Below are 13,555 nucleotides of genomic sequence, written 5' to 3'. Positions count from 1 at the left end.
AATCAAACACAAGTTAGCCTAATCAATTTACCTAAGTTATAAAAAAATGGAGTTTTTAATGAAACAATTTACTCATTCAGCGGTTGCTATCGCATTAATTTCTGCACTTGCTGCATGTGGTGGTTCTGGTTCTGACAGTACACCAACAACTGAACCTGATAACTCTTTCTCGTTCGATGCCACTGAGATGGTGACTAATCTTACTGAGGACGTCATCGTCGCCGGTTACAATGACTTAGCGGATGAAGGTGAAGCTATGTTACTCGCAACGCAAACTTTGGTTGCAACACCTACTCAAGCTAATCTGGAAGCTGCGCAAGATGCATGGAAGGCAGCACGTCAGCCTTGGGAGCAAGGTGAATCACATATCTTCGGCCCAGTTGACTCAATGGGTATTGATCCACATTTAGATAGCTGGCCTTTGAACACGATTGATTTAACAACGGTACTTTCTACAACCACTGGTTTTGATGCTGAAACCATCAAAAGTTGGAATGATGACGTGCAAGGTTTCCATACTATGGAATACCTGCTCTTTGGTGACGGTGTCGCTGACAACACTAAAGCCATTGCAGAGCTAACGGCCAATGAACGTGATTATTTAATGGGTCTTGCTGAAGTGTTCCGTGATTACACTAAAGATCTCGATGATGCATGGGTTGTTAGCCATGATGCAAGTAGTGGTAAAGCTTATGGCGAGTTGCTTAAAAATCCAGGTAGTGACGGTAATACATTCTACAGCTCAAACGTTGGTGTGGTTGAAGAGTTAATTAACGGCATGATTGGTATTGTGGATGAAGTGGGTAACGGTAAGATTGCCGATCCTTTTGGTGAGTCTGTAAGCAGTGCTGATACGTCAAAGGTTGAATCTCAGTACTCTTGGAACTCGTTAACTGACTTTAGCAATAACATCATTGGTGTGCGTAATGTTTATCAAGGTGAGCTGACGGGTGCAGCTGACAAGCAAGGTATTGTTGATTTTGTTGCCGCGGCAGATAAAGACTTAGCCACGCGTGTCGGCACTGAAATTGATAATGCTATTTTGACTATTCAAGCAATTGAAGGCTCAAATGACATGCCATTCCGTCAAGCTATCTCTGATACTGAAGGTCGCAAACGTATCCAAACTGCAGTTGATGCATTATCAAAACTGCAAACAAGTCTTGAGTCAGATGTACTTCCACTCCTAAAGACGTGGAAAGTGTAAATAAGTGACTTTTTAAAAGGCATAGGGTTAAACCCTATGCCTTTTTCATGTAAATCACCGGCGTTTTGGTCTTTAACTGCTAGCCAACTTAAAAACTGAATTGACGGTAGAACGTGTGTGGTAAAGCAAATGCGAAATAAAAATCATAAATTTAGTGTCAACTCTACCAAGCTTAATGCTTTAGCTTTAGCTGGCATATTGAGCTTGTCAGCATGTGGCGGTAGCGGTGATGATGAGACGACACCTACGCCAGAAGAGAAAGTCTACCCTAGTTATACTGATATCACTGCCAGTGGCGGTGATACAACAACTTATGATGCATCTGAATCCGGTCATGGTTTTTCAACACCTGCACCCAATTTAACCGCTGATGAACTTGCGTTACATTTAGACGGCGACCTTGGCTTTGAAACCGCGTTTACAACCGCACCGAACCCCGCGCATCCAGATTTAGATGGTCTTGGTCCTGTATTTAATAATGCCGATTGTAACTCTTGTCACCAACGTGATGGCCGTAATTCAACGCCGCAAGTTGCTACGGGTGAAACCCGGGTTAAGCTGGGCTCTGAAGCTGGTATTTTTCTTAGGATAAGTAAAGCCCCTGATGAGCCATGTATAACTGGTACTGCGGCAAATAACTATTGTGCACCAATTGCAGTGCCAGATTTTGGCGGTCAGTTATTTCATCGTGGTGTGTTAAAGGCACGCTCTGACTGGCAGCAAAACATGTTTATTGGCCAGGCGGATGTTTACCTGTCTTATGAGACAAAAACAGTTACCTATGCCGATGGTACGAGTGTGACGCTAAAGAAACCGCTATTTGATGTAGAGAATCCTTACGACGCACCAGGTGAAACTAAATCAAGCTCAAATGTGACCTCAAATCTGCTCCAAGACGATGTGCTAATGGGCTGGCGTAATGGCATGCCGGTGTTTGGTTTAGGTCTTTTAGAAGCTATTCCTGAAGCCGATATTGTGGCAAATGTTGATGCTGAAGACAGTAATAACGATGATATCTCAGGACGTGCAAACTATGTCTTTGATGCCGTTAAAGCGCAAAATGGTGATAGTAACCCGGTATCGCTAGGTCGCTTTGGTTGGAAAGCCAATACACCAAGCGTCAGAGTGCAGTCATTAGGTGCATTGCGGGGCGATATAGGTATCACTAACCCGCTATTTCCCGATGAAAGTATTAAAGGCACCGCGCTGCATGATGATTATCTCGTGCGAACCGGCTTTACCGATACAGGTGAAGGGATTGATGGCGAACCTGAAGCTAATGCTGAATTTAGTGACTCAGTTGTGTTTTACGCTGAAACATTAGCAGTGCCTGCAAGACGTAATGTCACTGACCCTGATGTTCGAGAAGGTGCGCGCCTGTTTGAGCAACTTAACTGCAGTGGCTGTCATACGCCTAGCTTTGTCACTAAGGCCTCGGGTGATATTGGTGGCACCGAGATGATTGCTGGGCATAAGAGCCAGACCATTTATCCCTTTACTGACATGCTGCTGCATGACATGGGGGATGAGTTAGCGGATGGACGTCCTGATTTTCTTGCCGATGGCAATGAATGGCGAACCCGTCCACTATGGGGGATAGGCTTGACCCAAACTGTCAATCCTCAAGCTGGCTTCTTGCATGATGGTCGAGCTGCCACACTGGAAGAAGCGATTTTATGGCATGGCGGCGAGGCGCAGCAAAGCACTGATGACTTTATGGCTCTTAATGCCGATGAACGTGCTCAAGTTGTTGATTTTTTGATGTCTCTCTAATTTAAGACCGTTACAATCAAAGGGAATACAGTTTTATGTATTCCCTTTTTTAATTTTGTGAGGTAGGTAAAGGTAAAACGGATTATCGCTTAGAAGCTCGTGATCTGATTCAATTAAAAATACTGGAATTTCACCTATGATAAATCTAATTCAAATTTACCTATAGGGAACCATCTGGTGAGTAATATTCTTATCGTTTATTCAAGTGTACATGGCCAGACCCGCAAAATTTGTGCTTATCTGGAAGAGAAGTTGGTTGCTTTAGGCAATCAGGTTCAGGCTGTGAGTGTAAGCGATACAATCGATCTCGCTAAATTTGATAAAGTGATTATCGGCGCCAGTATTCGCCATGGAAAACATAACCCAGCGGTTTATGACTTTATAGAAGCGAATCAAACACAACTTGAACAAAAGCCAAGTAGTTTTTTCTCGGTCAATTTGGTTGCGCGAAAGCCATTAAAAAACACGCCTGAAACTAATCCTTATATGCAGGCTTTTATTGAGAAGTCGCCGTGGTTACCTAAACTAGTTGCAGTATTTGGTGGAAATCTTAATTACCCTAGTTATGGTATTGTTGATAGAAGCATTATCCGTTTCATTATGTGGATGACCAAAGGGCCGACCGAAGCCGATACCAATATTGAATATACTAATTGGCGTAAAGTTGATGCTTTCGCTGATGACGTTAATCAGCTTTCGATCTAACGATATCTTTAAGTTGAGGTAAGAATGGCAAAATCCAGATTGCGAAAGCTATTGAGCGTTTTTGCTGCACGTCAGCACATCATGATTATTGTTAGTGTTGCTTACCTCATAGTTACCAGTGGCTGGATCCTAATTGGACGAAGTTTAAGAAGTAATGCCAGCTTCTGGGATCTCAGCCATGTTTACCTTGGGTTATTCGCCGCATTCCTTGCAGCTTCATTCTTAATTACTACCTGCCTAAAAGGAAAGTGGCGCCAGTATTTTCCTTGGCTAATAGCAGATTTCTCACAGCTAAAAAGTGACTTGCAGGGACTGGTAAAAGGTAAGTTACCTATTGCAGGGGGAAGAGGCCTTTTTAGTATTGTTGAAGGTCTAGGACTGCTAATATTTTTAGCGGTAGGGCTTACTGGTGTATTGTGGTTTTTAACCCAAGGCACTACTGATGCACTCATGTGGCGTAGTTATCATACTGTTTGTGCCAAAGGCTTTATTGGCTTTATCGTGGTGCACGTTATCTTTGCAGGTTTACATCTACTCGACTTTATTCGTAATTAATTCTCGCTAATACTGAAACAAAGCTTTTATCTTTAAAGGCTTTAAACTAACTTATCCTTATGGAGTCATTGCATATACAGGGATAGGCGTTTGCGAGTAAAGGTAGTTCAGCTTATTGATGATGCAAAACTGGGGGGCGTGAATATCGCGCTAGAAAGTCTTGCAGCCTCAAAACTGAAACAAGAGTTCCAATTCCAGTTAATTCATTCTCGACTCTATCTGCCTAAATTTAATCACTATGATGCATCAGTGATTGTGATCCACGCTGCGATGAGCTGGCGCAAATTCCCTGCGCTTTTGGCATTAAAAATAGCTAATTGGTCGACCCCAATCTTGTATCAAGAGCATCATTATAGTCGGGAGTTTGTTCGTCATTGCGTGGCTAACCCTTCTCGTTTCAAACTGATGCTCAAATTAGGTTATGCCTTGGTGGATAAAGTGCTTACGGTTTCTAATCCGCAGGCTGATTGGCTGGTGGATTTTTGCCAGCTGCCTGAGAGTAAAATTGCCCGGGTTGGGCAAGCAAAGGAGTTAAGTTCATTTATGGCGGTGGCTAAAATTAGACGCCATTCCCCGCTACGTTTGGCCGCTTATGGACGGTTGACTAAGCAAAAAGGCTTTGATTTGCTAATTAAAGCTATTGCTCATTTCCCCGATACCGACGTGACTTTAACCATTGCTGGAGATGGTGAAGAAAAAGAGGCGCTACAGCAATTGGTTGAACATAAGTCGCAAGTTAGTTTTATTGGTGAGATTGACGATGTATCCACTTTTTTAAGTACTGCAGATGCGGTGGTCATTCCATCACGTTGGGAGCCTTTTGGGCTGACCTGTATGGAATCCGTCGCTGCTGGAAAACATGTTATTTTGTCCGCTATTGATGGATTAGCTGAACAATTGCCTAATCCTGATGAGCGCATTGGTTTTGAAGTTATTGAGCCTTTATCTATTAAAGGGATTATTGAAGCGATAGAGAAAGTAAGCAATGAAAGTGATTTAGGCGTTAGCGAGAGTCAGCGGCTTGCAACCGAGCAAGCTTGGGAAAACATGTTGCAGCGGTGGCGGCAGTTATTAGCCGAGTATAAATGAAACTATTTTTTGGTTTAGATACAAAAAAGGCGCCCTTAGGCGCCTTTAATATAAGTAAACGATTACTTATATTCTACCGCTAGGTAGTTGATTAGGTCGATAAGCTCGCCAAGAGTCCGTACAGAACTCATGTTAACAGCATACTTGTCGTTAACGACGAAGGCTGGAACACTTTGTACTCTAAACTCTTGCTGCTGTGCGCGCCATAAAGCTAATTTAGCGTTAGTTTCTTTGCTGTCAGCTGTTGCGTCATATTGCGCACTATCAACGCCAAACTTGGCGAATACTGCTTTGATGTCGTCACGGCTTTTTAGTGGTTCTGCATGTTTATGCCCTGCTGCACCATGATCGTGTTTCTCACCGTTGTCGCCTTGAATGACTTTAAACATAGCGTCAGTAAGTGGCTTTGGATTATCCAAAGTTTGAATCACGGCAAGAGAGCGCATGACTTCAGTGTTAATTTCAGTGTTTGCAAAATCAACATGCTTGCTGTCAAAGGCTACTTGTTTATTTAGATTGGCTTTAATGTCTGGTAGGTACATCTTTTCCATATTGAAGCAGTTGCCGCAGAAAAATGAGTAAAACTCAGTCAGTTTAGGCTCACTGCTTGGTGCTTTATTTGTAACAACGGTGAAGTGTTTGCCTTCAATGAATTGTGCAGCAAAGCTGCTCATAGGAGCAACTACAAGGGTTAGTGCTAAAGCGATATGTTTAATCAAGCTGATGTCCTCAAAGTGACCTTTGTCTTTATAGACAGGGTTATATAGTAACGAAAATACAGGTATTAAGTTTCCGTTATACTAATTTATATAGTTGTTAAGAATAAAACCAGATGCTTAATTATGACTTAATTTTGCCTTTCTGACATGTACTAGAGTGTGACATATATAATGCTTTAGGTGAGAATCGGCGTTTTTCATATTAAAGTTTGTAGTGCTTCACAATCTAGATTGAATTTGAATAGATTTTTTATTTTTGCAGGAACTTAATGGCATTGCTGAACCATGTATCAATAGCGAGTAACGGCTATGTTTTAGATGGCACCATCGTTCGTTATGAATAATTTAAGCTTTTCATAGACATCACTACTAAGATTAACCTGATTAAGCTAACTACTTGTGTTAAATTTTAGCAAGATATTGAGTTTTTATCATTCGAGTCGAAGCACTCAGTGTTAAAACTAAAAAGTCATGTTGGGGGAAATGGATTTGAATACACCATCATATTTAATTATAGGTTCGATTGTTTTTGCTGGAATGGGGTTGACTGCTAAAGCAGAAGGTACTGATTGGCGAATTGCTTTTGGTGGCCATAATACGATTGTAGAGCAGGTTGACTCACATACTCTGGGCGCCCATGCAGGCTTTTTTGTTGAGCATATAACTGAGTCCAATATTAGCTGGAAAGGTAATATAGACATTTTTATCGATGATGATAAAGATAAACTCGACCCTGATCATATCCCAATTTGGTTTCAAACTGCTTGGTCCGTTGATGGCAATCTTTATCGCTTTTCTCCCACAATGAACCTGCAGTGGCAGGTGACTCTTGATGGTAAGCGCAATACTGTAAGCTCGGTTGAGAAACAATCGAAACTATTTCCAGCTATTGTCGCTCGATTTGATAATCAAAAGTTTTATGCCGGGATAACGCTAGGCGGCGGTCATTATATGCTTGAGATTGATGATGATGTACCAAGAGAGCGTGGCTATGATCGTGAAGATTTTCAAAATAAAACCGGCGCTTATACGGTTGCGGCAGATACAAAAATCATGCTGGGAAAGTCATTTGATATCTATGCGGGTGCTCAAACATGGAATGATGGCAGTGACTGGCTAGAAAATAAATACTCAGCCGTTTTTAGTTATCACTCGGACAGTTGGATTGAGGATAGCGAGGTAAAGCTTAGTGTTGAGCACTCAGAGTATAATTTAGACCCGTTTGATAATCGCGATAAAAACGATGCAGACTATTTAGCTATATTGCCTTGGGATAACGACACGTTAGTCCGAATATATGTCGATATGCCTTGGGGCTAAGTGGCGTGTAAAATAATACTAAGAGCCGCTAAAGGCGGCCTTTTAAAGTGATATCACTTTCCTTGTGTGAGCGCTATGAAAACCTTTTCTTTGTTAGTTTTACTGTTTGCAACCTTATTGGGTATTGTTATCTCCGTGGCCATTGGTCAGCGTCTTTATGCGGAGGAGACTCGAACGATTGAAGCCGAGTTTGCTCGAGATGTTGATGATAAAGCACAAGTTTTAGAGCAGGAGGTAATGCTCAATATTGAGGTGCTTCATGCCCTTAAAGGGGTCTTTATTAGCTCTGAGCACGTGAGTGGTGAAGAGTTTAAACAGGTCGCTACCAGCTTTCTTTTACGCCATCGTAATATTCAAGCCCTAAAGTGGATCCCTAAAGTTAACTCGCTTGCACGCCCTTCGATTGAAAGCAGCCAACTAAAGTCTCACGAGGATTTTGAGTTTACCGAAAAAGGCAGTGATGAGAGTTTGGTGACAGCGAAAACTCGCTCCACCCATTTCCCTGTCGTGTATCTAGAACCATTTTCTGGCAATGAAAATGCACTCGGGTTTGATTTCGCCTCTGATCCAGCGTTATTGAGAGTGCTCAATAACGCTCGAGATTTGGGCTCTTCTATGGCTTCTGCAGGTATTAAAGTTGTACAGGCTAGTGAGCAAAACTCCATTTACGTATTTTTACCCGTCTATGATGGTGAGCCCAGTACGCTATTAAAACGACAGGAACGATTGTTAGGCTTTGTCGCTGGCATTTTTCGCGTGGCAGATATGTTCGATAGCGCGATAAAAAGAACCTGGGTACAAGGGATCTATTACACCTTAGAAGATATTACCAATGATAAGCACCAGTCACTCTACAGTCATTTATCGAGTGACGTTTCTGCGACATTACATCAGAGTAACAGTGAGATTGTTTATCAACGTCCATTGACTCGTTTTAGTGGTCGTCAATGGCAAATTCATGCCATGCCAAGTGAAGGCTATATTGCAGAACGGCGAACGGAATTTCCCTATTTAATCGCGCTGTTTGGCATATTGGGCAGCCTGGTGCTGGCCATTTATGTATTTTTTATAATGAGGCACAGTCATATGGTTAATATGCAGGTGCTTGAGCGTACGCGGGATCTAAACCTAGCTAAGAAAAAGCTTGAAGCATTATCAATGACAGACAGCCTAACTCGTATCGGTAATCGTCGTTTCTTTGATAATGCCTTTGAGCGAGAGTGGCAGTTAGCGATTAGAAACAAAACGCGTTTAGCGTTGTTGATGATCGATATTGATAATTTTAAAAGTTACAACGATACCTATGGTCATCTTGCTGGAGATGAATGTTTAGTTGAAGTCGCTCAAGCAATCGCTGAAGCCTTACACAGGCCCAGTGATGTCGTGGCGCGGTACGGCGGTGAGGAGTTTGTCGTGATTCTGCCACATACTCGCGATTGTTTATCACCTGCTCAGCGCTGCTGTGAAAATGTTGCTGCACTCAATATTGCCCATTCTAATTCTACAACCCGCCCTTATGTCACTGTGAGTGTTGGAGTAACCAGTATTATTCCTACTGAGTCTGACGATATGGTTAAGTTTGCCGCTATCGCTGATATGGCGCTCTATAAGGCGAAAGAAAATGGTCGAAATCAAGTGTTTGTAGATGCTGAAGCGATAATACCTAAGGCGCTGTAGTTTTGTTGTTAGCTTGGCTCTTCAGCGAAGGGTTGTGCTATCAGCCTTTCTAATATCACAGCGTTTCTAAGCCAGTTGCTGCGATGAGCTAAACTTTGGTTATCATCCAATAGTAATTTAATTATATTTTGTTATGATTTAGTCAGTTTATTAATTTGATGAGATATCGATGCTGAACCCACAGTGGCTTAAAACGTTCGTTACACTTGCAGAGGTCGGGCACTTTACTCGCACTGCTGAGCAGTTGTTTATGACACAACCAGGTGTAACTCAGCATATCAATAAGCTCGAGAGTCAAATTGGCACTTTATTGTTAACTCGCATAGGTAAAAGCTTTGAGCTCACTGACGCTGGCTTGCAGTTGTTATCGTATGCGAAAGGTAAAATCCTCGAAGAGGAGCAGCTATTGCAGATGCTGCAGACTGATGAGCCCCATGCCGGAACATGTCGCTTTGCTTGCTCCGGAGCCCTAGCAATGCACTTCTATCCGCGATTTGTCCAGTACCAACTACAACATGAGCAGCTGCAAGTTGCTTTAGAAGCGGCACCCAATAGCAGGATAATAGAAAGCATATTAGACAATAGCGTTGATATTGGTATTGTCACACAGCGGCAATCATCGCTAGAACTGAATCAGCTTTATTTAGGCAAGCAAGCACTATGCTTAGTATTACCGCCAAGTTTTAAAGGCACCGACATCACACTGGAATTGCTGGAAAATGTAGGTTTTATCAATCATCCTGATGGCCACTATTACGCTGAACAACTACTGAGTGCACAGTTTGGCAATGAGTTTGTCGGCATGAGTAAGCTTAAGCAGCGTGGTTACATAAATCAGCTAAACCAAATTTTATTACCCGTTTCAAAAGGTTTAGGTTTTACCGTTTTGCCGAAAATGGTCGTCGATGAATATCCACAGCCCTTGTTTGTTGCTAACACTTTGTCTGAAGTGGTTGAAGAGCTTTATATGGTCAGTAAAAAGCAACGCCAGCTGCCAAGTCGTTATCAATGGTTTATCGATACGATTTGTGAACAATTGACGTCGCAATAACTGCTAGTAAAGTTAGTTATTACTCTGAGCCAGCTCAGTACCTGCCTGTTTATGTTGTTGGATAAGGCGGTATTCAATGATGCTGGAGATGATAAACATCATCAAGTAGCCACTGCCCATTGCAAGTATTACTGCAACTACGTTATCAGTGAACACTCGCAAAATATAAAACATCGTTATTAGCGTCACTACCCCTGCCACTCTAATCGATAAACTTTGTAAAAAGTGGCCATGGGCTTTGATATAGGCCACCTGAAAAGCGTTAAGCATCATAAAGCCAAAGAATAGCGCAAAGTGCATTAATACCGGGGCTGCAGTGGCATAAGTTGTTGGGAATATTAGCGTGACCAACTCCTCGCTATAAAAAATCATACCGAGTAAAAATACAGTGCTAATAGTTATACCTAGCGTATAAAACCAGCGGCGCATTTGTGCAATCTGTTGATGTTGACCCTGCCGTAAGCATTGGGCTATTTCCGGCAGAATATATCGATAGACGGGGAACACAAACAATAGTGTCATATAGGTGAACATGGGTCTGACAACGACTTGGAAGTCACCGAGTTCATCAACTGTAAAGTAAGCGACGGTGAGTAAAACGGTGATATAAATCATTAGAATACTTGCGCCAACCTCGAGTGAAGACAACATGCTTTTTTTCACAAAGCTGCGCATTTCAGGGTCTAGTTGCACAGGCGCAAGTGGCGTGGTGGCAATCTCTTTACGACGCTGAATAAACATGTAGCCTGCAACGGCGATGCTCGAAAGCATTAAGCTAAAGAACAGTGATGAAACAGCACTTTGTTGCAGTAAGTAATAGCAGAACAAGAACAGGACTATTTGCACCATAGGTTCTATCCATATTGCTTTATTAGCAATGTGGTACAGTCGGTACATGCCTATCTGATTGGTGAAATAGACCTTAAAGCCCATGCCAAGGATAATTCCGACCAGCTGCACGTATTCAACATCTATTTTGAGCTGATGTTTGATATAGGGGAGAACTATTCCCCAGGTAAGTAGCACCATTAATATCAACGAGTAGCGGAATATATTAGTAATGTCTTGAGCATTTTTTGTTTGCGAGAAGCTCACCACCATTGAGGTTCGAAAGCCACTTAATAGAATTAATGAGAGTGAGATAATGTCGACAACGGTATGGTAGAGTGCAAGATCGCTCTTAGCGACCCACTGTGCTAACCAAACTTTAAACGCCAGCCCAAGGGAGATACTGGCGAGCGTGGCCCATATTGCCGCTATAAAAGAGCGTTTTGCCCGCTCAAATGAAGTTTCTGACATAGATGAATATAGCCCGCTGGTAACGACAATGAGACATTGATGATAGTGGGAAATACTACGTGACAATTATAAGTGCAGCAGAAGTTTCGTTTAAAGGTGTGATCTGCCCTTAAACTACTGATTAAATAATTAACTCAAGCAATGTTCATCCAGCAAGGGCGTTGTTATTTCACCGTCCAATCGCTAGTCGAAAACATGTGGGCAAGCCGAATAGTCATTGAAGCCATCATCCCAGCGACGGACATCATTGGCACGGCGCCAGCGGTTATGCCAAAATTCCATTAAACAAGTGCCACCATTGATTTCGACTAGAAAGGTATCCTGCTCTTTGACCTGTTCGTAAGGTGGATAGTCTTTACTACTTCCCCAAGTAATACCACCACGGCCGTCAGCCCAATTTTGCCAAAAATCTTCAATGCTAAGCCACTGCTTCGTTTCTGCTACCCATGCCATTGCTTTTCCATTAAGCATGGCTATTTCGCCATCACTCTGGCCGACTTTGGCGGTTGAGTCTGCGGAAAAAGAGTTACTTGAAAATACCAATGTTGAAAATGTTAACGCTACGGTTATGAATATTTGTCGAGTCATACTATTAATCCTGCTATGTTTTATTGTAAAAGACCTGTTAAAAGCGAAATGTATTCAAGTAGGATTTGATATATTTTCAATAAGTATAGAGCAGAGCTGAAAAACTTTGCTTAAATATCAATCGCGGAGTCGTCTTTAGAGGAAATATGATGAAAGTAATAGATATGGATATTCGCCTTGTTTGTTGTATTTCTCTTTGTCTCGGTATCATGACACCGGTTAGCGTGTTGGCCGCACCTGCTGCCAATGTAAAAACCTCAATAGATAGGGCTGAAACCCCTGACAACGTAAAGGAAAAACTGCTACTTCCCTATTTTTTTAATTCCGATTCTATGGGGCTTAACATCGGTCTGGGCGGCATGCTGAGTGGTTATTTCCAAGACCAAATGACGATTGGTGGCACCGTATTTGGTGGTGATGTAAGTAGAGGGGCAGGGTTAGGCGTTTGGAATTTTAAACTACCGAAAACCGAACGGTTCTTCTTAAGTACTTATGGTTTTCTTGGTTATTATCCGGATCAGCGTGCATACGCTGGAGCGGGGCGGGAGTTTATCCCAGCAGGTACACCGCTACCGGGGAGCAATGACTCCACTAATTTGCAGTTTTTAGAGGCGGATGGTTCCTCTAATTGGTTTGATATAAAGCTAGAATACGCTTTGCCTATAGGGGCGACAAAAGATAAAGGTATGGTGGAATATAAGCTTGAAAATGGCTTACTTATTTCAGAACCAAGCGGTGGTGATAGTTGGAATCCGCTGGAAAGTGGGGCAACAGTGGTGGTGCTACGGCAGTTTAATCGGTACCAAAGTTTTGAGTTTGCAGATGACGAACTTGATGGCACTATCCACGCTATCGAGCTTGGGATCTTGTATGACAATACCGATTTTTCGGTTAACCCATCAACAGGCAGTAGCCAGTACTTCTCAGTTTCACATGATGCAGCTTGGTTAGACTCTGACAATGAGTGGACCTTTATGAATCTTGATATGAGTAAGTATTTTTCGTTTGGCGAGTCAGAGTATGCTAGCCAACGTATACTTGCACTTAACTTCTGGACTGGGTACTCACCCTCTTGGGAGCTGGAGTACGATGACCAAGGCGGACGCCAAGTTACCAACAATGCTCCTTACAATGAAGGGGCGACCTTGGGTGGTTTCTACCGCATGCGCGGTTTTGATCAAAACCGCTTCCATGATAAAGCGGCCATTTATACCAGTGCGGAATACCGCTACACCTTAAAATATAATCCTATCGAAGATATTAATTGGCTTAAGTTTTTACGCTTAGATTGGTTCCAGGTTGTAGGGTTTGTTGAAGCGGGAAGAGTGGCTCCAGAGTATACTGCCAGTACATTACTGTCTGATTTAAAAGTGGATTACGGCTTATCGTTAAGAGCGTTAACCGCAGGGATAGTTATTCGCTTTGATATCGCTCATTCAGATGAAGCCACTAATGGTTGGGTTATGGTTGATCATCCATTCTAATAAATCGAATGGATATTGCACTATTTCGCGTTATTCATTCTAATCTGTGTTTGTTAACTTAAAGGCAATGAAAACTCTTTAGGTGAAA

At 42.4% G+C, this 13,555-nt stretch carries 12 protein-coding genes; 9 read left to right on the top strand and 3 right to left on the bottom strand.

Features of this window, described 5'->3' with window-relative positions:
- The first annotated feature begins 58 nt into the window (after positions 1-58).
- From SWP_RS18060 to SWP_RS18040, 5 genes are all read left to right on the top strand, one after another.
- Complete coding sequence (locus tag SWP_RS18060) at positions 59-1,207, top strand: imelysin family protein (protein ID WP_020914057.1); 1,149 nt, start codon at positions 59-61, stop codon at positions 1,205-1,207.
- A 129-nt stretch (positions 1,208-1,336) separates the two neighbouring features.
- Entirely contained in the window at positions 1,337-2,980 is a 1,644-nt protein-coding gene (locus SWP_RS18055) for a di-heme oxidoredictase family protein (protein ID WP_079891964.1), read from the top strand.
- Between the two features lie 177 nt (positions 2,981-3,157).
- Complete coding sequence (gene hemG, locus SWP_RS18050) at positions 3,158-3,685, top strand: menaquinone-dependent protoporphyrinogen IX dehydrogenase (protein ID WP_020914055.1); 528 nt, start codon at positions 3,158-3,160, stop codon at positions 3,683-3,685.
- A gap of 24 nt (positions 3,686-3,709) precedes the next feature.
- Positions 3,710-4,240: a cytochrome b/b6 domain-containing protein gene (locus SWP_RS18045; RefSeq protein ID WP_020914054.1), complete on the top strand. Its 531-nt coding sequence runs from the start codon at positions 3,710-3,712 to the stop codon at positions 4,238-4,240.
- A 90-nt stretch (positions 4,241-4,330) separates the two neighbouring features.
- On the top strand, positions 4,331-5,329 hold the full coding sequence (locus SWP_RS18040) for a glycosyltransferase family 4 protein (RefSeq protein WP_044556076.1): 999 nt from the start codon (positions 4,331-4,333) through the stop codon (positions 5,327-5,329).
- A gap of 62 nt (positions 5,330-5,391) precedes the next feature.
- Here SWP_RS18040 and SWP_RS18035 read toward each other — a convergent pair whose 3' ends face one another.
- Positions 5,392-6,048, bottom strand: coding sequence for a thiol:disulfide interchange protein DsbA/DsbL (locus tag SWP_RS18035; RefSeq protein WP_020914052.1), 657 nt, complete (start codon positions 6,046-6,048; stop codon positions 5,392-5,394).
- A 489-nt stretch (positions 6,049-6,537) separates the two neighbouring features.
- On the opposite strand from SWP_RS18035, the gene SWP_RS18030 reads away from it, so the two are divergent.
- The 3 genes from SWP_RS18030 to SWP_RS18020 all read left to right on the top strand — a co-directional run bounded on the left by SWP_RS18030 (position 6,538) and on the right by SWP_RS18020 (position 10,096).
- Complete coding sequence (locus tag SWP_RS18030; protein ID WP_079892010.1) at positions 6,538-7,368, top strand: hypothetical protein; 831 nt, start codon at positions 6,538-6,540, stop codon at positions 7,366-7,368.
- A 75-nt stretch (positions 7,369-7,443) separates the two neighbouring features.
- Entirely contained in the window at positions 7,444-9,045 is a 1,602-nt protein-coding gene (locus tag SWP_RS18025) for a diguanylate cyclase domain-containing protein (RefSeq protein WP_044556075.1), read from the top strand.
- Between the two features lie 169 nt (positions 9,046-9,214).
- On the top strand, positions 9,215-10,096 hold the full coding sequence (locus SWP_RS18020) for a LysR family transcriptional regulator (RefSeq protein WP_044556074.1): 882 nt from the start codon (positions 9,215-9,217) through the stop codon (positions 10,094-10,096).
- 12 nt (positions 10,097-10,108) lie between these two features.
- On the opposite strand, the gene SWP_RS18015 is transcribed toward SWP_RS18020, so the two are convergent.
- Positions 10,109-11,395, bottom strand: coding sequence for an MATE family efflux transporter (locus tag SWP_RS18015; RefSeq protein ID WP_044556073.1), 1,287 nt, complete (start codon positions 11,393-11,395; stop codon positions 10,109-10,111).
- Between the two features lie 183 nt (positions 11,396-11,578).
- Positions 11,579-11,983, bottom strand: a complete 405-nt coding sequence (locus SWP_RS18010) for a hypothetical protein (RefSeq protein WP_044556072.1) — start codon at positions 11,981-11,983, stop codon at positions 11,579-11,581.
- Positions 11,984-12,129: 146 nt separating this feature from the next.
- Here SWP_RS18010 and SWP_RS18005 point away from each other — a divergent pair, with 146 nt between their 5' ends.
- Positions 12,130-13,467, top strand: coding sequence for a BamA/TamA family outer membrane protein (locus tag SWP_RS18005; protein WP_079891963.1), 1,338 nt, complete (start codon positions 12,130-12,132; stop codon positions 13,465-13,467).
- The last annotated feature ends 88 nt before the right edge of the window (positions 13,468-13,555 follow it).

Origin of the sequence: Shewanella piezotolerans WP3 (assembly GCF_000014885.1) — a bacterium.
Taxonomy (GTDB): Bacteria; Pseudomonadota; Gammaproteobacteria; order Enterobacterales; family Shewanellaceae; genus Shewanella; species Shewanella piezotolerans.
The sequence above is the reverse complement of the archived record's forward strand: the minus strand, read 5'-3'. Positions and strand labels throughout refer to the sequence as shown.